Origin of the sequence: Flaviflexus salsibiostraticola (genome assembly GCF_003952265.1) — a bacterium.
GTDB lineage: Bacteria > Actinomycetota > Actinomycetes > Actinomycetales > Actinomycetaceae > Flaviflexus > Flaviflexus salsibiostraticola.
In genome coordinates, this window is sequence record NZ_CP034438.1 from 2,158,400 (window position 1) to 2,177,689 (window position 19,290).

Consider the following 19,290-nt stretch of genomic DNA (forward strand, 5'->3'; position numbering starts at 1 on the left):
GTAATTGTCTCTATGGAGTGTGCGCCACTTCACGTTTAGGGTCTGAATCATGGTTCGCTGTCTGCGACCTTCGATCAGAGAGGATCACCATGAAGCTGCATTTCCTATCAACAGGAATCATGGAGTGCGACCACACGTGGCTTTTGCTCCAGGCTGGTAATACGATCAAGGACCGACACCATAAGCATGAGCCCGCAGCGTGGGGAGAATGTCCGACGCATGCCATCCTCATCGAAACCGACGACGGCAGGATTCTGTGGGACACCGGCGTTCCGCGCGACTGGGAGTCGCGGTGGGCGCCAACCGGCTTCCAGGACTTCTTTCCCGTACAGGAGGACCCCGCGGGTCCCGGCTTCATCGACTCTGCTTTGGCCGATCTGGAGCTGACCCCAGACGACATCGACATTCTGGTCCTATCGCATCTGCACTTCGACCACGCGGCCAACGCGAAGATGTTCGACAACGGCAAGACTCGGATCCTCGTGCAGTCGGATGAGATCGAGGGTGTTAAGACGATTGACGGCGCGTTCAAGGGAGCCCACCTCGTATCCGACTTCGATGGTCTCAACATGGAGGCAGTCCACGGGGACACGGAAATCGCTCCGGGAGTCTCCGTTATCTTCACCCCGGGCCACACGTGGGGCACGATGAGCCTTCGTGTCGATCTGCCGAACGATGGAACCAAGATCTTCACTTCCGACGCGGTGTACATGGGTGCTTCGTGGGGGCCGCCCGCCATCGGCGCCGGCATCGTGTGGGATTCTGTCGGCTGGCTCGAATCAGTCGAGAAGCTTCGCCGCATTCAAGAGCAGACAGGAGCAGAGGTCATCTTCGGCCACGACTCTACACAGCGGGAGTCGATGAAGATCGCTCCGAACGGCTTCTACAGCTAGACCGACCAGGTGCGTGCCGCGGCTGCGACACGCACGCATAAGGAGCAGGCCATGATCAGGTACGACCTGAAGTGTACGGGCGGGCATCGATTCGAGGCGGTGCTGCCCTCGATGTTCTCCGACAATCCGGAGTGCGAATGCGGGGCTGCCACAGCCCGCATTCCCGCCCGGGTCGCCATCGGGGGCGCCGCCTCGCCGGGTCCCTCGCGCGACGACATGCCCACCACCTGGCGGGGAACCCGCAACGGCGACAAGGAGCTGATCCGCTCCTGGCACACGAAGATGGTTGAGCGGGAGAAGCTGGAGGAGAAATACCCTGAGCTCGCGGGTGACCGCAGGCCGGTGCTCGCCCACGAGGGAGCCTTCGCCTCCGAACCCGTGCGAGCGGGTGATGCCATTGCCGCCCAGCTGGCACAGGAGACCTTCGGAACCACCTCGCCCACCGACAATCCCTGACGCCAGCCCATAGCCTCCACCCCTCGTGGGGTCATCAAGCAAGCCCACTACCAGCCCCATGAAAGGCAGAGCGATGAAAATCCGCGGAGCAGTCCTAGAAGAGATGGGTCGCGAACGTCCGTATGAACGGTCGGAACCTCTCGCCATTGTCGAACTCGATCTCACCGGCCCTGGCGCGACAGAACTCCTGGTGAGAATGGATGCGGCCGGGGTATGCCACTCCGACCTCTCCGTCGTCGAGGGTAACCGTCCGCGGCCCGTTCCCATGCTGCTCGGCCACGAGGCCTGTGGCACGGTCGTAGAGATCGGCTCCGACGTGACGGGCTTCAGTATTGGGGATCAGGTAGTGATGAGCTTCCTGCCCCGATGTGGTGAGTGCAAGGCCTGCCAGACCGACGGTAAGCTGCCGTGCTCGGTGGGCTCGAAGGCCAATAACGATGGTGTCATGATGTCGGGAGAGATCGCCCTCGAGCGCAACGGTGAGAAGGTCTACCACCACCTCGGAGTGAGCGCGTTCGCCACACACGCCGTGGTCGACTACCGCAGCGCCGTTGTCGTCGACCGTGAGGTTCCGCCGGAGATTGCGGCGGTGCTGGGATGTGCGGTGCTGACCGGCGGGGGCGCGGTCCTCAACGCCGCAAAGCCCTCGCCAGAGGACACCGTTATGGTGGTCGGGCTCGGTGGGGTCGGCATGGCAGCCCTTATCACTGCACTCGCCCAGGATGTTCAAGAGGTCATCGCCGTCGATGCACTGCAGTCGAAGCTTGAGCGGGCGAAGGAGCTCGGCGCCCACCGGGTGTACACCCCACAGGAAGTGGCGGAGCAGGGCATCACCGCCGACCGCGTGATCGAGGCTGCCGGACATGTCAAAGCTTTCGAGACCGCCTATAACGCCATGGGTTTCGGAGGAATGCTCGTCACCGTCGGGCTGCCGCCCGCACATGCAAAGTCCGAGATTGCCCCGCTCAACCTGACGGCAGCTGCTCGGACCGTCGTCGGAAGCTATCTTGGCTCAGCCGTTCCCTCCCGCGACATTCCGGAGTATGCGAAGTTGTATCTGGAAGGAAAACTGCCGGTCGCCGAGCTGATCTCGTCCATCATCCGGTTTGAGGACATCAATATGGCGATGGACGAGCTCGCCGATGGCAACGCTGTCCGCCAGGTCATCCTTTTCGACAGTGAGGGAGAGTAGACCATGCCACTGACGCCACCAATCGACGCCGCCACAATCGACAGCCTGATCGGGAGGATGCCGACCAGCTCGTTCATCAACGGAGACTTCATCGGCGGTGAGAAAGACTTATCCGTCGAGAATCCAGCAACGGGGGAGGAGATCATCGCCATCGCGAGCGCCAATGCCGCCGCGGTCGGGATGGATGCTTTGGACGCGGCCTGCGCCACCGCCGCTGACTGGGCCGCGACCACCCCACGGCACCGGTCAGAGATACTTCGGCGCGCATACGAGCTCTGCCACGAGCGTGCCGACGATCTTGCATTGACGATGACGATGGAGATGGGCAAGCCGCTTGCCGAAGCCTACGGTGAAGTGAACTACGGAGCAGAGTTCCTCCGCTGGTTCTCGGAGGAGGCGGTGCGGACCACCGGACGTTTCCGTCCCGCCCCCGCTGTTCCTGACCAGGATGTCCTCGTTTATTCTCAGCCGGTTGGCCCCTCGCTGCTCATCACCCCATGGAACTTCCCGTTTTCGATGGGCACTCGGAAAATCGGTCCGGCGCTCGCGGCGGGATGCACAGTGGTGTTGAAGCCCGCCAGCCTCACGCCGCTCAGCTCGCTTCTCCTCATGGAGATACTCAGAGATGCGGGGGTACCGCCCGGAGTCGTCAACTGTGTGGTGACAAAGGAATCGTCGACTTTCTCCCGCACCCTCATGGAGGACCCAAGGCTGCGGAAGATCTCGTTCACGGGCTCCACTCCTGTAGGACGCACTCTGCTGTCACAGGCGAGCAGACATGTGCTGCGCTCGTCGATGGAGCTCGGCGGCAATGCCCCCTTCCTCGTTCTGGAGTCCGCCGACATCGACAAGACCGTTGCCGCGGCCATGGCAGGCAAGTTCCGGAACAACGGAGAGGCTTGCACCGCCGCCAACCGCATCTACGTTCATACAAACATCGCCGAGCGGTTCACTGCAGCATTCACGGCCAAGGTGGAGGCGCTCGTCCTCGGTAACGGCCTTCACGAGGGAACAACGCTCGGACCGCTGATCGACAATGATGCGGTCACCAAGTGTCAGGAGCTCGTCGATGACGCGACAGCGAAGGGCGCGGAGGTGCTCCTCGGCGGCCAGGTGGAGGATGGGCCAGGACACTTCTACCCGGCGACGGTCCTGTCGAATGTGCCGCGCGATGCTCGAGTCAACAGGGAGGAGATCTTCGGCCCCGTCGCACCGATCATCATCTGCGACACCGTCGACGACATGGTGGAGGCGGCGAACGATACAGAGTTCGGTTTGATGTCCTATGTGTGCGGCCAGGACATCGACGAGGTCCGGGATGTCGTGGGTCGGATTGAATCGGGCATGGTCGCCGTCAACGTCGGCGTCGCATCCGATCCGTCCGCACCCTTCGGAGGCGTGAAAGAGTCCGGCATCGGCCGAGAGGGCTCGCATGAAGGCCTCGCTGAGTATCTGGAATTGAAGTATGTGCGAATGGGCTGACATACGAGTAGAGCGCCTGCAGTCTCTACTTCACTGACTGGTCGCCTCGCCAGGCGGCCGAAATCGTGGCCACGATGCTCTTCGTATCACCCAGCTTCTCGCCGACCTCGAACGCTTTGGCTTGGAGCTCTCGACGGAGCTGCGTTAACTCCCAGAAGAGATGGGCTGCATTAACGCTGTCGGGGAGAAGAAGTGGATCCCTGCCGAGCGTCTCGATGAGGACCGCGAGGTCGTGGTCATCGCCGAGCAGGCTGCCGAGCTGCGAGAGGAGCTCGTGCAGCTCAAGTAGTGGATCTTCTCCGTGCCCGTTTCGCGCCGACTGGCTCCGAGCGCGCGCGATGTCCGAGTCGCTCGGCTCAACGTGAAGCAGGCTGGTCAGATACCCGAGATACTTGGCTGACCTGCGCCAGGCGTGGAGGCGTTCAGTGGTTGGCTTGGCTACGGCCTTATCTCTGCGCCGCACGACGCGGCGCGCGAGGAGAGAGATGCCAGGCTCGATCGAGTCCCAGGTGTCCGGTATGGAGCCAGGTCCCTCTGTGGGGACGGCGTAGATCCTGCCGGCGAAGCCATGCAATGCGACCGCCGTATCGGTGAGTCTCTGTTCGTCAAGCCGCGCGGCCCGAGTGCTCGCCTCCGCCCGTATCCGCAGGGTCGTGACGATGTCGTCCTTCACATGGTCATCGAGCTCGAGCTCCGGGAACACCTTCTCCGCGAGCTTGGCTAGGACGACGGCATCCCGCGTCGGCCCCCACATCCGGGCCGTATCCCGCAGGAGAGTGTTCTCGTGCCGGTACCGTTTCTCCCCGATCTCGCTGCGGACGAGTCGCAGAACCGCACGGGCTCGCTTGATCGACTTGCGGAGCTCGTGGACGGACTGGTCGAAGCCATGGTCCCTGTCATTGCTGTTGCCACGACCGGGATGTTGGATCTGCAGACCGTGGAATACCTGCTCGAGTATGACCCGGCGAACGGCGAGCGCCAATGGCTCATCGCTCTGGATATGGAAGTGGGGCCGAGTGGCAATGCCGGAGGACCAGCTCAGGGCCTCCGGCGGCACAGTGTGATCATCGAAAGCGCCCATACGTAATTCTAACCCGCATGAGCGGGACGTTCTTGAAAGGTCGCCGAACCGTGGCGGTGTCATGGGATCCTGTTGCGTACGAGACGTCGTTCTGTAGGGTGAGTCCCCTGCGGAAGAAGGGATCAGACAGTGAAGGTGAAGTACGTGGCCGCGATCGCGGCGAGCTCCCTGGTGCTTGCAGGATGTTCGTCTGTCTCGGGCGATGGAGCCGACGGGGACTCGGAGGGCGCCGGAGTTGCTGGCACAACCACCCCGACCGCGACTCTCATCAGCGGCGATAGCCCCGTCGATGCATCAATCGAGGCGAGCCAGCAGTTCTTCGAGTCCTCACCCGGCGCGATTGTCACCGACGAGGACTACCAGCTCGAGGCTGCATCACTGTCCGCCGCGTATTCCGTTCCAGCACTCGTCAATGGCGAAGGAGTCACCGCAGAGCTCGAACGCCTCGGCGTCTCGTGGGTAATCGCAGTCGGCACCGAACTTGAGGATGATAACGCAGAAGGAGACAACGAAGAATTGCTCGATGACCTCGACATCATCGGGACCGTGCCGGAGTTGGGCGGCGGTGTGGAGGCTGACTCAGGTCAGCAGGACTCTGGCGAGTCGGATGGCGAGTCGGGTGGCGACCCCTCCGTCACCGTCGTCGAGCCCGCGGGGGAGGGGCTCGACGCGCTGCTCGCCCTTGGCGAGGGCGAGGCTTTCATCGCCCCCGAGCGCAGCGATCTCGAACTCAGTCAGGACATCGACCCGCTTGAGGGAGTCTCAGTGCTGACCGACGGCGCCCACCTTGCTGCGCTCGGCACAGCCCGCGCCGCGGGCGCCGAGATGGTCTCCTCGCCGACTGATCCTCGCGCATCAAGCGAGACGATCGCGGCCGCCTCATCAGCCGATGTCGTCCTGGGGATCTTCGAAGGCGAGCGGGAGGACTTCGAGTGGCAGCTGTCCGCTGCCTCGACGGGTGTTGAGCTTCCCGGTGGAACTCAGCTCGTATTCGGAGGCAAGCGCTACATAGCGCTCTACGGCTCGCCAGTCACCCCGGCTTTAGGGGTTCTCGGCGAGCAGGATGTGCCAGCCACCGTTGAGCGGGCTGAGGAGATGGCGGAGCCGTACCGTGCGCTGACCGAGGACACGATCGTTCCCGCCCAAGAGATCATCGTGACAGTCGCGGCGGGGCAGGCTGGGGACGACGGGAACTACTCCAACGAAGGCCCCATCGACTGGTTCATTCCACTTATCGAGGCTGCCGGTGAGGCCGGTCAGTATGTCATCCTCGATTTCCAGCCGGGCAGGTCAGACTTCCTCTCCCAGATCCAGCAATATGAGGAGCTCCTTGCGTATCCCCATGTCGGCATCGCCCTCGATCCCGAGTGGCGTCTCGGACCGGACGAAATGCCGCTGACCCGCATCGGCCATGTCGAGATCGAGGAGGTCAACGAGGTCGTCAACTATCTTGCCGACTATGTGCGGGAGAACAATTTGCCGCAGAAGCTGATCATCCTCCACCAGTTCCAGCTGCAGATGATCCGCGATCGAGAACAGCTCGACCAATCGCGTTCCGAGGTTGCACTCCTTATCCATGCTGACGGGCAGGGCAGTCAGCCAGCAAAGGCCGAGACGTGGCGAACCCTCCACCAGAATGCTCCGGAAGGGGTGGCCTGGGGATGGAAGAACTTCTTCGATGAAGACCTTCCGATGCTGACGCCGGAAGAGACCTACGCGGTGGAGCCGATGCCGGAATTCGTGTCGTACCAGTGACGTGCACTGACTGTGTGGCGCCCACAGATGCCTCGTAGCTTGGGTACGGAAAAAGTAGAACGCGGCATCGTAATCAGACCAAAGGACTGTCCGAACGACTGAGGTTCAGATCCGCCTGTCTTGTATCTGAAGTAAGGAGTCGCTCTTGATGCGGTCGGTCGAAGTCTCGCGGGAGTAGAGTCCTTTCCGATTTCGCATAAGAGAAAGCTCAGATTCGGAATTATGCCCGAGATTTTGACCATGGCGATGCGATAATCGCATGTGTCACCTGGATTAATGTCGAGATTGCGCGCCGTAGGGCAATTTCAGGTTTGTTGCGCCGTGCGGCTTTGCGTCGTTCCAAATGATTCGGCGATGTAGTTGGATCTGAGTGCGCTTTTGGCGTAGGAGTTGATTGTTTATGGTTCCCACAACGCGGGAGGCTCAGCGTGCTGAGCTGCATAAGTCGATTTGGCGGGTTGCGAATGATCTTCGCGGTTCGGTGGATGGGTGGGATTTCAAGGCCTACGTTCTGGGCACTCTGTTCTATCGTTTCGTGTCAGAGAACCTAACGTCGTACATCAACAGGTGGGAACACGACGCTGGGGACCCGGGTTTCGATTACGCCAAGCTCAGCGATGACGAGGCTGAGGGCGTGCGGGCCGACATTGTGGCGGAGAAGGGGTTCTTCATTCTCCCGTCGCAGCTGTTCGCCAATGTGCGGGCCGGTGCTGAGCGTGATGAGAATCTGAACGAGACGCTCGAGGGCGTGTTCCGCAGTATCGAGGGATCGGCCGTGGGAACCGAGAGTGAGAACGACCTGAAGGGTCTGTTCGACGACTTCGACGTCAACAGCTCTAAGCTCGGCCCCACCGTCGCCTCTCGCAATCAGAACCTGGTCAAGCTGTTGAACGCGATCGGTGAGCTGCCGTTGGGGGACCTGCAGGACAACTCGATCGACCTGTTCGGCGACGCCTACGAGTATTTGATGACCATGTATGCCTCCAGTGCCGGCAAGTCCGGGGGTGAGTTCTTCACCCCGCAGGAAGTGTCCGAGCTGCTGGCTCGGATCACCGTGGTCGGTAAGACTGAGGTCAATAAGGTCTACGACCCCGCCGCTGGCTCCGGCTCTTTGTTGCTGCAGTTTGCGAAGGTGTTGGGCAAGGACAACGTGCGTGAGGGGTTCTTCGGTCAGGAGATCAACCTGACGACCTACAACCTCGCCCGAATCAACATGTTCCTACACGACATCAACTATGAGAAGTTCTCCATCGCCCACGGCAACACCCTGACCGAGCCGGCACATTGGGATGATGAGCCGTTCGAGGCGATCGTGTCCAACCCCCCGTATTCCATTCGGTGGGATGGGGATGCCAACCCGCTGCTCATCAACGATCCACGTTTCGCACCCGCCGGTGTGTTGGCGCCGAAGTCGAAAGCCGACCTGGCATTCACCATGCACATGCTGCATTGGCTGGCCGTGGACGGCACCGCCGTCATCGTCGAGTTCCCCGGCGTGCTCTACCGCAGCGGGGCCGAGAAGAAGATCCGCAAATACCTCATCGACAACAACTACGTCGATGCTGTGATTCAGTTGCCGCCGGACCTGTTCTTCGGCACCACCATCGCCACGTGCATCATCGTGTTGAAGAAGTCCAAGACCGACAACTCAGTCCTGTTCGTCAACGCCTCAGCCGAGTTCGTTCGTTCCGGTAACAAGAACAAGCTGACCGAAGCGAACCGGACAACCATCCTGAACACAGTGATCGCGCGGGAGGGCAGTGAGTACTTCGCCGAACTCATCCCCAACGAGCAGATCGCCGACAACGACTATAACCTCGCCGTCTCCTCCTACGTCGAAACAGAAGACACCCGCGAGGTCATCGACATCACCGAGCTCAATGCCCGCATCAACGACATCGTCGCCCGCCAAGCCGAACTCAGAGCCTCCATCGACCAGATCGTCGCCGACCTCGAGGCCACCAAATGACCCAAACCATCCACACAACCAGCATCGACGACCTCATCCAACAACACTGCCCCAACGGCGTAGACCATAGAGCTCTAAACGAAGTGGGAACCTTCACTCGAGGTAACGGAATGCAGAAGTCCGACCTGAAGAGTGAGGGCCACCCTGCGATTCACTACGGCGAGCTACACACGGTCTACGGTGCATCTACTCGGTTGACCAAGTCGTTTGTCGACGCGGAGTTCGCAGTGAAGTTGAGGCGAGCGCTGCCCGGCGACCTTTTGATCGTGACGACCAGTGAGGATGACGAGGCTGTTGCGAAGGCGACTGCCTGGCTGGGGGAGACCGAAGTTGCGGTGAGTGGGGATGCCCTGATCTTCCGGCACGAATTGAACCCCACATTCATGTCCTACGTCTTCCAAACCCACGATTTCCGACGACAGAAACAGCGATTCATTTCGGGCACCAAGGTGCGCCGCGTATCGGCCAAGTCTCTGGGAGAGATCCGGATTCCGGTTCCGCCGTTGGTGGTGCAGGAGGAGATTGTGCGCATCCTGGACACCTTCACCGAGCTGGAAGCAGAGCTGGAAGCAGAGCTGGAAGCAAGACGCCAACAATACGAGCACTACCGTGCAAAGATGTTGAGTTCCAGAGATTCTGGCGGGAGAATGGTAATTCTGGGCGACATTTTAGGCCTCAACTTCGGAACCCGTATTACCAAAAAAAGCCATTCAGGTAGTCAGTACCCCGTGTATGGAGGCGGAGGGGAGAGCTTTCGGACCGACAAGTTCAATAGGGAAAATGAATGGGTAATTTCGCGCTTCGCAATGTCTGCGCAGTGTGTGCGTCGTGTGCAAGGCAAGTTCTGGATGCTGGACTCCGGGTTCACCTTTGATGTGAAGGATGACTCAGTCGACAAGGAGTTTGTTGGCTACGCACTGCTAAATATGCAGCCAACAATATTCCGAACATCCACGAAATCCGCCCAGAAAAACATCGACATCGCCGGGTTCAAACGCCTTCAGATCTGGTTGCCGCCCATCGGGAGACAGCGGGAACTTGTAAGAGCTCTCAGTGCTTTCGACGCCATGGTTAACGATTTCTGTGTGGGTTTGCCGTCTGAGATCAGAGCGCGTCGTCAGCAGTATGAATATTACCGTGACCGGTTGTTGTCGTTTGAGGAGCTGCGGGCGTGAGAGATGGGTTGGTGCGTCGGTTTGATCCGGTTGCGGTGTCGGCTGAGTCGACGGTTGTTGCTGAGTATTTTGCTGAGCCGGTGTCGGCGCGGTCGTTTCAGTCGGAGGCGGAGCTGGAGCGGGCTTTTATCCGCCAGTTGGAGTCCCAAGCCTACGAGCGGCTGAGAATCAGCTCTGATGATGATCTGAAGGTGAATCTGCGGGCTCAGTTGGAACACCTCAATGGTGTGGTGTTTTCGGATGGGGAGTGGGAGCGGTTCTTCACCCACAAGATCGCAGGGGCGAATGAGGGGATTGTGGAGAAGACTGTGCGGGTCCAGGAGGATCACGTGCAGTTGTTGGAGCGTGATGATGGGTCGACGAAGAACATCACGCTGATCGACAAGATCAATATTCATAACAACCGGCTCCAGGTTCTCAACCAGTACGAGGTCGAGCGCGGTGAGGGCGGTGCGCGCTACGGTAATCGCTATGACGTGACGATCCTGGTCAATGGTCTGCCGATGGTGCATGTGGAGTTGAAGCGCCGCGGGGTGGATATTCGTGAGGCGTTCAATCAGATCGACCGTTACCAGCGTGATAGTTTCTGGGCCGGGTCAGGCCTGTTTGAGTATGTGCAGCTTTTTGTCATCTCGAACGGGACGCTGACGAAGTATTACTCGAACACGACCCGCATCCATCACTTGGAGGAGGCCTCGAAGAAGAAGCGCAGGGCGAAGTCCTCGCATAGTTTCGAGTTCACCTCCTGGTGGGCTGACGCAACCAATAGGCCGATTCAGGATTTGATGGCATTCGCGAAGACGTTTTTCGCCAAGCATGCCCTGCTCAACATCCTCACCAAGTATTGTGTGTTGACCTCGAACCGTCAGCTGTTGGTGATGCGCCCGTATCAGATCGTGGCGACCGAGCGGATCGTCCAGAAGGTTCAGGTCTCGACCAACTACAAGAAGCTCGGCACCGTCGAGGCGGGTGGCTATGTGTGGCATACGACGGGGTCAGGTAAGACGCTGACCTCGTTCAAGGCCGCCCAGCTGGTGGCGGACATGCCTGAGGTGGATCGTGTGCTGTTCGTGGTCGACCGCAAGGACCTGGATTATCAGACGATGGTTGAGTATGAGCGGTTCTCACCGGGGTCGGTCAACGGCAGCACGAACACCGCCCAGCTGGCAAAGCAGCTGTCCACGCCGGTGGGTGCGATGTTGGGCACGCGTGGCGGGCAGACTCTGGTCAATAAGAAGATCTCGGTGACGACGATTCAGAAGTTGGCGACCTTCATCAAGGCCAACCAGGGACATGAGGTCTATCAGGGTCATATTGTGATCATTTTCGATGAGTGTCATCGGTCCCAGTTCGGGGATATGCATGTGGCGATCACGAAAGCATTCAAGAAGTACAACCTGTTCGGCTTCACGGGCACCCCGATCTTCTCCGCCAACGCCGGCTCTGGTGGGAATGCTCAGCTGAAGACGACCGAGCAGGCATTCGGGGAGAAGCTGCACACGTACACGATTGTGGACGCGATTGCGGACAAGAACGTCCTGCCGTTCCGGATGGACTACCTCAACACGATCAAGGTCGGCCACGTCATCGATAAGCAGGTCCCTGCGATCGACACCGAACGAGCCTTGCTGGCACCAGAGCGGCTGCGCCAGGTCGTGGACTACATCCTGGAGCATTTCGACCAGAAGACGAAACGCAACGAGCGCTACACGCTCGGCGACAAACGTCTCAACGGGTTCAACGCCCTGTTTGCGACGGCTTCGATCGACGCCGCACGCCTGTACTATCAAGAGTTTAAGAAGCAGCAGGCGGACCTGGTGCCGGACAAGCGGCTCAAGGTGGGATTGATCTATTCCTATGGCGCCAACGATCCGGTCGAGGACGGGATCTTGGCTGAGGAGGACTTCGAACCCAGCGCCTTGGATGGGGATGCTCGCACCTTCCTCGAGGAAGCGATCGAGGACTACAACGCCATGTTCGGCACGAGCTATGACACGTCCTCGGATAAGTTCCAGAACTACTACAAAGACCTCTCGCAGAAGCTGAAGAAGCGTGAGATTGATCTGGTGATTGTGGTCAACATGTTCCTCACAGGTTTCGATGCCACGACCTTGAACACCCTGTTCGTGGACAAGAACCTGCGTGCACATGGTCTTATTCAGGCGTATTCGCGGACGAATCGGATTTTGAACTCGGTCAAGACCTACGGCAATATCGTCACCTTCCGCAACCTGCAGGAGGAGACGAATGCTGCCCTGGAGCTGTTCGGGAACAAGGACGCCAAGGGAATTGTCCTGCTCAAGCCGTATGGGGAGTATTACAGCGACTACGCCGAGAAGGTCCACGAACTCTTGTCCACCTTCCAGGCTGGTGAACCGATCATCAGCGAGAGCGCGCAGAAGGACTTCATCCAACTGTACGGTGCGATCCTCAAACTGCAGAACATCCTCACCTCTTTCGACGAATTCGACGGTCAGGCGTTGATCAGTGAGCGTCAGGAGCAGGACTACCGCAGCATCTACCTGGACCTGTGGAACGACTACAAGCGGCTGCGTGAGGCGGATAAGGAGCCGATCAACGAGGACGTGGTCTTCGAGATCGAGCTCATCAAACAAGTCGAGATCAACATCGACTACATCCTCATGCTCGTCGAGAAATACCAAGAACAATATGGCAACGGTCAGGACAAGGAGATCCGCTCCCAGATCAGCCGCGCCATCGATTCCTCGCCCAGCCTGCGGAACAAGAAAGACCTCATCGAGGACTTCGTCGACCAGGTCACCATCAACAGTGACGTTGAAGAGTCCCTACGCGAGTACATCGCAGCCCGCTCCGAACAGGAACTCACCACCATCATCACCGAAGAGCGCCTCAAACCAGACGAGACCCGCTCCTTCGTCACCACAGCCCTCCGCGATGGAGAAATCCAAGACCTCGGCACCCAGATCATGACGATCCTGCCACCCGTCTCCCGCTTCGCCCGCCCCGGCAACGGCGACAACCACGGAGAAAAGAAGAAACGAGTCCTCGAACGACTACGCGCATTCGTCGACAGATTCTTCGGACTAGTCTCTGTGGAGAAATGACACGATCGGGGAATGCGGATGACTTGGAACTCGCACGCGCTTGCTGGGACAAAGATCCGGACAATGAATCTCCACTCAGAGAAACCTCTGGCTGCGCGATGCGCGCTGAACCGAATAGCGCATGGAAGACTCCGGAACGCCCCTCTCGTCGGGAAGGCTTAGGAGAATAAATGCTCGATGAAGTACTTGCGCGTCTGGGCCCCGGTGCGACGGGGTACTTGCTCAACTGTTCTGCGAGCGAGTTGGAACACGGAAAGTCGCCCACGCTGACTCCGCAGCAGCGCGGTGCCCTCGAGTTCATGAATGCACTCGAGGACGAGTTTGCTCCTAGCCCGTTCGGTGAGGGGGCAGTCGACTCTAGGTGGACTGCCACTCTCGCTTCTCCGGGATGTCATGGGATTAATTCCCTAGCGAATGAGGTGAGACTGCACTGCGGGGGTGAATTACCCAAGGCGCCGACTACCTTTTCCGAATTGGAAAGAACGTTGGCGCAGCTTGCACTGCGCGTGTACCCCGCTTTACTTGTGAAGGGCAAGGGGACGGAGCGAAAGTCGCGCCCAAGTTTTTCTGTCTATAACCATGATCTAAATGGAATTTTTCAGAGCATGATACTTAATGACACTATGCTCAGCGAAGCCTTTTTGCACTCTCGAAACGACGGAAGCGACCAAAAATGTATGGTCACCCCGTCGATGGGGGGACGACGACAACTTATGAGCTTTGCCGACACTCTCATTTGGGCAGGCTGGAAGTTGGCGAAGGCGCACAATAAAGCCCCGAGTGCTGAACAGCTTGCTGAAGCTGCCGTTTCGTCGCTGAGAGTCTTACGCAAGGCCATATCCGGTGAAGGTGTCCAGGTCCCCGTCCGAATTGGTCTTGCGGGAGCATTACTGCCCGCTGGCACGGCAAATCTTGATTTTCCGTGGGGGAAGCTTCGCCGTGTAGACGAGACGGATCAGATCTTCATCGGGGCCACGCCACTGAAGGGGTCTCTTGCTCGGGGCAGCGAGGACGGCGAAGGCCTCGCGATCGCTTATAGCGGCGACCTCGTTCTTGAGACGACATGCTCTTACACGGTCAACGTCGTGGATTCGGAACAAATGCAGGGCATCGAGTTCAACAGAGACCCGCAACAAGAGATTCAGCGCAAGTTCGAGAGTATCGCACTCGGAATTCTCCTGACTTCGCCTGAGGCTCGCCCAGTTGTCGTACGCGCATGGCAGTCCGTATTTGATCCCTTAGATGATGGTATTTCAGTCAGTTGGTCAGAGGTTGACCGGAATTGGCAAATTTCACCACGTCGACTAACTGAAGAGGAAGCGTTTAGCTGGCAGCTCTGGTCGGCCCGGGTCCAAGAATTTCGCATTCCGGAGATTGGCATTGCGATCCGACGGGCGCTCGCCGCCACCGCCCATCGTGAAGCACCGGAAGATGCGCTTATCGATGCCGTAATTGGATGGGAGAATCTTGTGGGCACGCGAGCTAACATTGTTTCATCTGTCACCGGGGCGCTCGCCAGGCTACTGAGCGAGCAAGGTGACGTCGAGATGGCAAAGAGAAAACTAGGCAATGTCTATGACGCACGTAGCCGCTTGGTGCACGGAGATCCGAAGACCGAAGAAGATGGGGTCCGAAAGAGTTCGATCGACGCAGTGATGACATTGCTTCGCGCGTTACGAAAATTCTTTGACACGGATCGGCACCTCTTGGACTACTCGAAGAGCTCGGATCGTGCCCGGATATTGTTGAACGAGTAAGAATGGGACGCGATGGCGCGAGCTGTGATCGTTTCACGATTCTGTGCTGCGGTGATTTGGGCTTCGGGAAACGGGCGTTTGACTGAGCATTGTCTTGGTATTCCGGGGCTCTCGGATGCCCGACGCTGGTTATGACAAAGGATCGGCAATCAGCAACATTCCGGGGCCGGGAGATCTGGGGGTGTTGCCAGCCAACGCTTCGATAGAGTTGCTTGGCAATTATTGTGACGACTCGGAAGGGCAAGGGAGCCGACCATGACCGTTGATAACACTCCGACAATCGACCAGTTCCGTCCGGTGGTACTTCGCGTACTCAACGATGGGCGGGAGCGCGCTATCCGGGAAGTGCGAGAGCTGGTCGCGAACCACATGCGGCTATCGGATGAAGTGAGAGCGGAGAAGATCGCGTCGGGCGAGTTCCGCTATATGAATCGGATCAACTGGGCATGTTCGGCTCTCGCAACGGCGGGGCTGCTTGAGCGCCCTAGGCGTGGACACTATCGGATCACTGAGGATGGGCGGGCGGTTGACGGGCGCAACCTGGCGTCGTACTCCGAAAAAGACATGCTCGAGTGGCCAGTGTGGGTTGCTTACCAGGAAGAGATTGCGGCCAGAAAAGAGGACCGCGTACCAGCGGATAGCGCTCGTGCCGAGGAAGAGACTAATCCCGTAGAGGTCATGGCCTCGGCCGAGAGCACTTTTAACGCCCAAACCGAGACTGCTCTGCGCAGACGTCTGCAAGAAGCCTCCCCGGAGTTCTTCGAGAAGGCAGTTATCGACCTGCTCTGGGCGATGGGTTACGGCGGCACTCACGGGGAGAAGCAGTATGTAGGGCGCTCAGGTGACGGCGGAATCGACGGCATAATCCGCCAGGACGCGCTCGGGCTGACCAACGTTTATATCCAGGCCAAGCGCTACGCCGATCACAACAAGGTAGGTGATCCCGAGATCCGCAACTTCATTGGCGCTTTGGACTCACGCGGTGCGAACCTGGGCGTATTCATCACCACCTCGAGCTTTCAGCCCTCCGCGGTCCGCACGGCAGCCGGATATCGTCACGGCAAGATCGTGCTAATCGACGGCGTCAAACTTACGACGTTGATGCTGGCCTACGGGGTCGCTGTTCACAAGACACACGAGTTCACTCTCTACGAGATCGACGATGATTTCTTCGACGAGGAGCACGCCTAAACCGAACAGATCTCCGACCTGCGGACGGCCCCGAACGAGCGCTGCAGCCCATCAGCCTCACTTATTCTTCGGCTTGGGCGAGGCACGTCTTAAAAATGGAGTCGCCCCCGCTGAATGCGAAAGGCACCTCCCGCATGGCGCCGGCTAGAGACCTCTTCGTTCGAGCAGCGCCTCCGCCCGGGGTTCTCTCCCGCGCACCGCCGCAAAGGACTCCATCGGATCCCGTGACGAGCCTCGCGAAAGGAGCTCTCGACGCAGCTTCTCGCCGGCCTCCCGGTTCAGTCCGCCGTCGCTGCCCTTCGCACCCTTGGAGGCGAACCACTGCTCGATGTCGGCGACCAGCACCTCCGCCCACATGTACGAGTAGTAGCCGGCATCATATCCGCCGCCGAAGGTGTGCTTGAAGTAGGCGGTGCGGTAACGCGGCGGCACGAGCTCATGGTAGACACCGAGATCCTTCAGTGCCTTCTGCTCAAACTCCTCAATCGCAGCCGAGTCGGGCACCTCCTCGGCGCTGATCTGGTGCCAAGCCTGGTCGAGAAGCGCCGAGGCGACGAACTCGGTTGTGGCGAAACCCTGGCCGAACGTCTTCGACGCCGACAGCTTTGCCGCGAGCTCTGTCGGAAGCGGCTCGCCGGTCTCGTAATGGACGGCGAACTGCGCGAGAACCTCGGGGTGGTAGCTCCACATCTCGTTCAGCTGGCTCGGCAGCTCGACGAAGTCCCTGGGAACAGCTGTGCCTGAGGTTGAGACGTAGTACGTGTCCGAAAGCAGTCCATGGAGCGCGTGCCCGAACTCGTGGAACACGGTCTCGACCTGATCCCACGTGAGAAGGGTTTCCTGTCCCGCGGGCGGCTCTTCGAAGTTCGAGTTGTTCATGATAACCGGCTTGGTGCCAGCCCGATGCGACTGGTCGAGCAGCGAGTGCATCCATGCTCCGCCAGACTTGCCCTTGCGGGCGTAGAAGTCGGCCTGGAACAGGCCGATTGCCTTGCCGGACTCGTCGAAGACCTCCCAGGTCTGGACGGTGTCGACGTAGCCGGCGATGTCCGGCCTCGGGGTGAAGGTGATGCCGAAGAGCTTCTCGGCGGCGTAGAAGATTCCCTTCTCCACAACATTGCTGAGGGCCAGGTACGGCTTGAGGGCGGCGTCGTCGACCGCCACCTGACCGCGGAGCTTCTCCTGATAAAAGGCCCAGTCGCCAGCCTCGAGACCATCGCTTGCGGGATCCTCCTCGACGAGCGCGCGAAGATTCTCCTGCTCGCGATCGACAGCCTGGACGGCGCGTGAGGCGACGGAGGTGAGGAGATCGATGATGTTCTGAGAGTCGCCCGCCATGCCCTTCATCGCCACCACCTGGGCGTGATGGGGCTGGCCGAGGAGGGCGGCACGTTCGGCCCGCAGCTTGGCGATATCGACGACCAGCTGACGGGAGTCGGACGATTCGAAGTCGCCAAGGCCGCGCCTCGTCGACGCATCGAGGAGTGCCCGCCGGGTGGCGGGATTCGTGAGCTCCGCCTGGAGAGGCTGGTTGGTGAAATTGAGGAGACGAATGCGGAATGTGCCGTCCTCCTGCTCAAAGCTCGCGATCTGCTCGTCGCTCAGCCCTGCCAGTTCGTCGCGCGAGTCAACGATGAGCGCGTTGTCTTCCATCGCCTTCGTGGCGCGCTGGCTGAAAAGGATCTCGAGGCTCGACAGCTGGGAGTCGATCGCCTTCAGCTTCGCCTGTTCCGTCTCGGACAGGTCGATGCCCTTGAGGCGGAACTTCTTGAGAGTGTCCTCGACGAAGTAACGCGTCTCCTCATCAGCCTCGCTCAGGTCGACTGCCTCGAAGCGCTCGAACATGCGACGGTCGAGCCAGAAGGCATTTGTGTGCGCAGAGAGCTCCGGGCCGAGTGTGGCTTGGATCTGCTCGAGCTCGAGGCCGCCCATCGACGAGAAGAGCGTGAATGCCGGGGCGAGCGCGCGATTGATGACGTCGTTCGACTTGTCGACAGCCACGACGGTGTTCTCAACCGTGGCGGGCTCAGGGTTGGTCGCAATCCGCTCCCACTGCGCCCGCTGATCTTCCATGGCCGAGCGGGCCGCGGGGAGGATGTGCTCGGGCTTGATCGCAGCCCAGTTGGGCACTCCGTATGGAAGGGCAGAGGGGGTGAGGAGAGGATTCGTCATGCATCGATGCTAGGCCAGACTGCGCGGGTAGAGGCAACTCGGCGCTCCAGGTTTGGTCCCGGCGAGGTGCCGGGGGGCCGAATCATGCAGCTTCCTCCGCATGGGCTTGGCGCAGCCAGCACACATTCTGTCCGACCTGCCTGCTCTACTAGTAGATAGGGAGCAAATCGCTCCGCGGCAGGACACGAGTCCTGCCGAACTCGCGTCACCACCGCGCCTCTGAGAAATCGGCCGCTCCGCCATGCCAGCTGGATTGAGCCGTTGCAGAGGACATCTAAGTCGCTCGCTGCCTCCCGCCATGGAACCGGCGATCTGCAGCGCGCTATACCCATCTCGTTCGGGCTCCGCCGGCTTCGGCCGTTCGGGCCCCGTCGGCCGTCTTGTGGCGGTCAACCTTCACGCCTAGATACCACTCCAAATTCTTACTCAGTCACCGACAGCAGGGTGGCAGCTCCGCAGAGCTGCCACCCTGCACCTCTCTCAACCCTCGGCCCGGGTCCCCACCCGGGCTTTCACCTACCCAAGGAAGATGTCATGTTTGAGGACGACCGCGCCGATGAGCGCGACATGCAGGACCAGAATGAGTGCCAGCCGGAGCCTGGCGAGAGCGCTGAGTGCGAGCGGCAGTCGGCGGTTCGGCTTCCACGCGAGATCGCTTACGACAGCGGCATCGACCACTGCCTGCTCCAGGGCGGCGCCCACAGCACGAGTATCGAGCAGATCCAGAAGGCGCTCGCCGGGGAGTGGGAGACCGTCATCATCGCCCGGTGGGAATGGGAGCACATCGAGTTCGCCGACAGCAATGGCTTTCGGAGGCTCTGGAGCCACAGTCCGGGCATGCTGGAGGGTCTGGTCCAGGGGGTGACCATGGGTCACGATGTTCAGTGGTCTGCCGAGCATGAGCTGCTGAAGCTGGAGATCGGAGATCTCGCCTACTTTGTAGGGCTGAGCGAGGGCCCTATCACGCCCTGCGAACGGCCTGTCGAGCCCTCCGAATCGGCCGGGGCCGCGTAGCACCTCGAGTCGCGCTTTCCTGTCCAAGGACTACGCTGTCTCTCACCCCAACCGGGGTGCATCTCCT

General features: G+C 59.9%; 13 protein-coding genes. 11 read left to right on the forward strand and 2 right to left on the reverse strand.

Annotated elements, in window-relative coordinates:
* Positions 1-89 precede the first annotated feature (89 nt).
* From EJO69_RS10040 to EJO69_RS10055, 4 genes are all read left to right on the forward strand, one after another.
* On the forward strand, positions 90-893 hold the full coding sequence (locus tag EJO69_RS10040) for an N-acyl homoserine lactonase family protein (RefSeq protein WP_126041487.1): 804 nt from the start codon (positions 90-92) through the stop codon (positions 891-893).
* 51 nt (positions 894-944) lie between these two features.
* Positions 945-1,349 carry an FmdB family zinc ribbon protein gene (locus tag EJO69_RS10045; protein ID WP_126041490.1) on the forward strand — a complete coding sequence of 135 codons (405 nt, stop codon included), beginning with the start codon at positions 945-947 and terminating at the stop codon, positions 1,347-1,349.
* Between the two features lie 73 nt (positions 1,350-1,422).
* Positions 1,423-2,541 (forward strand): alcohol dehydrogenase catalytic domain-containing protein, encoded by a 1,119-nt coding sequence (locus tag EJO69_RS10050; RefSeq protein ID WP_126041492.1) that lies wholly within the window; start codon positions 1,423-1,425, stop codon positions 2,539-2,541.
* A gap of 3 nt (positions 2,542-2,544) precedes the next feature.
* On the forward strand, positions 2,545-4,023 hold the full coding sequence (locus tag EJO69_RS10055) for an NAD-dependent succinate-semialdehyde dehydrogenase (protein WP_126041494.1): 1,479 nt from the start codon (positions 2,545-2,547) through the stop codon (positions 4,021-4,023).
* A gap of 25 nt (positions 4,024-4,048) precedes the next feature.
* Here EJO69_RS10055 and EJO69_RS10060 read toward each other — a convergent pair whose 3' ends face one another.
* Positions 4,049-5,104 carry a CHAD domain-containing protein gene (locus EJO69_RS10060; protein ID WP_164519943.1) on the reverse strand — a complete coding sequence of 352 codons (1,056 nt, stop codon included), beginning with the start codon at positions 5,102-5,104 and terminating at the stop codon, positions 4,049-4,051.
* 129 nt (positions 5,105-5,233) lie between these two features.
* Here EJO69_RS10060 and EJO69_RS10065 point away from each other — a divergent pair, with 129 nt between their 5' ends.
* The 6 genes from EJO69_RS10065 to EJO69_RS10090 all read left to right on the forward strand — a co-directional run bounded on the left by EJO69_RS10065 (position 5,234) and on the right by EJO69_RS10090 (position 16,037).
* Positions 5,234-6,859 (forward strand): hypothetical protein, encoded by a 1,626-nt coding sequence (locus EJO69_RS10065; protein WP_126041498.1) that lies wholly within the window; start codon positions 5,234-5,236, stop codon positions 6,857-6,859.
* A gap of 400 nt (positions 6,860-7,259) precedes the next feature.
* A complete protein-coding gene (locus EJO69_RS10070; RefSeq protein WP_126041500.1) occupies positions 7,260-8,828 on the forward strand; it encodes a type I restriction-modification system subunit M in 1,569 nt (522 codons plus the stop codon).
* The gene (locus EJO69_RS10075; protein WP_126041502.1) at positions 8,825-10,003 is read left to right on the forward strand and encodes a restriction endonuclease subunit S; all 1,179 of its coding nucleotides are present in this window, start codon (positions 8,825-8,827) and stop codon (positions 10,001-10,003) included. Before EJO69_RS10070 ends, EJO69_RS10075 begins: the two co-directional genes overlap by 4 nt.
* Positions 10,000-13,089 (forward strand): type I restriction endonuclease subunit R, encoded by a 3,090-nt coding sequence (locus tag EJO69_RS10080; protein WP_126041504.1) that lies wholly within the window; start codon positions 10,000-10,002, stop codon positions 13,087-13,089. Before EJO69_RS10075 ends, EJO69_RS10080 begins: the two co-directional genes overlap by 4 nt.
* A 170-nt stretch (positions 13,090-13,259) precedes the next feature.
* The gene (locus EJO69_RS10085) at positions 13,260-14,846 is read left to right on the forward strand and encodes a hypothetical protein (protein WP_126041506.1); all 1,587 of its coding nucleotides are present in this window, start codon (positions 13,260-13,262) and stop codon (positions 14,844-14,846) included.
* 255 nt (positions 14,847-15,101) lie between these two features.
* Positions 15,102-16,037 (forward strand): restriction endonuclease, encoded by a 936-nt coding sequence (locus EJO69_RS10090; protein ID WP_126041508.1) that lies wholly within the window; start codon positions 15,102-15,104, stop codon positions 16,035-16,037.
* Positions 16,038-16,181: 144 nt separating this feature from the next.
* On the opposite strand, the gene EJO69_RS10095 is transcribed toward EJO69_RS10090, so the two are convergent.
* Positions 16,182-18,209 carry a M3 family metallopeptidase gene (locus tag EJO69_RS10095; RefSeq protein ID WP_126041509.1) on the reverse strand — a complete coding sequence of 676 codons (2,028 nt, stop codon included), beginning with the start codon at positions 18,207-18,209 and terminating at the stop codon, positions 16,182-16,184.
* Positions 18,210-18,743: 534 nt separating this feature from the next.
* On the opposite strand from EJO69_RS10095, the gene EJO69_RS10100 reads away from it, so the two are divergent.
* The gene (locus EJO69_RS10100) at positions 18,744-19,223 is read left to right on the forward strand and encodes a hypothetical protein (protein WP_126041511.1); all 480 of its coding nucleotides are present in this window, start codon (positions 18,744-18,746) and stop codon (positions 19,221-19,223) included.
* Positions 19,224-19,290 lie beyond the last annotated feature (67 nt).

What these genes read in the sequence shown, in the direction of transcription:
- EJO69_RS10040 (WP_126041487.1), top strand. Translation starts at nt 90, where the DNA reads ATGAAGCTGCATTTCCTATCAACAGGAATCATGGAGTGCGACCACACG.
- EJO69_RS10045 (WP_126041490.1), top strand. Translation starts at nt 945, where the DNA reads ATGATCAGGTACGACCTGAAGTGTACGGGCGGGCATCGATTCGAGGCG.
- EJO69_RS10050 (WP_126041492.1), top strand. Translation starts at nt 1,423, where the DNA reads ATGAAAATCCGCGGAGCAGTCCTAGAAGAGATGGGTCGCGAACGTCCG.
- EJO69_RS10055 (WP_126041494.1), top strand. Translation starts at nt 2,545, where the DNA reads ATGCCACTGACGCCACCAATCGACGCCGCCACAATCGACAGCCTGATC.
- EJO69_RS10060 (WP_164519943.1), bottom strand. Translation starts at nt 5,104, where the DNA reads ATGGGCGCTTTCGATGATCACACTGTGCCGCCGGAGGCCCTGAGCTGG.
- EJO69_RS10070 (WP_126041500.1), top strand. Translation starts at nt 7,260, where the DNA reads ATGGTTCCCACAACGCGGGAGGCTCAGCGTGCTGAGCTGCATAAGTCG.
- EJO69_RS10075 (WP_126041502.1), top strand. Translation starts at nt 8,825, where the DNA reads ATGACCCAAACCATCCACACAACCAGCATCGACGACCTCATCCAACAA.
- EJO69_RS10085 (WP_126041506.1), top strand. Translation starts at nt 13,260, where the DNA reads ATGCTCGATGAAGTACTTGCGCGTCTGGGCCCCGGTGCGACGGGGTAC.
- EJO69_RS10090 (WP_126041508.1), top strand. Translation starts at nt 15,102, where the DNA reads ATGACCGTTGATAACACTCCGACAATCGACCAGTTCCGTCCGGTGGTA.
- EJO69_RS10095 (WP_126041509.1), bottom strand. Translation starts at nt 18,209, where the DNA reads ATGACGAATCCTCTCCTCACCCCCTCTGCCCTTCCATACGGAGTGCCC.
- EJO69_RS10100 (WP_126041511.1), top strand. Translation starts at nt 18,744, where the DNA reads ATGTTTGAGGACGACCGCGCCGATGAGCGCGACATGCAGGACCAGAAT.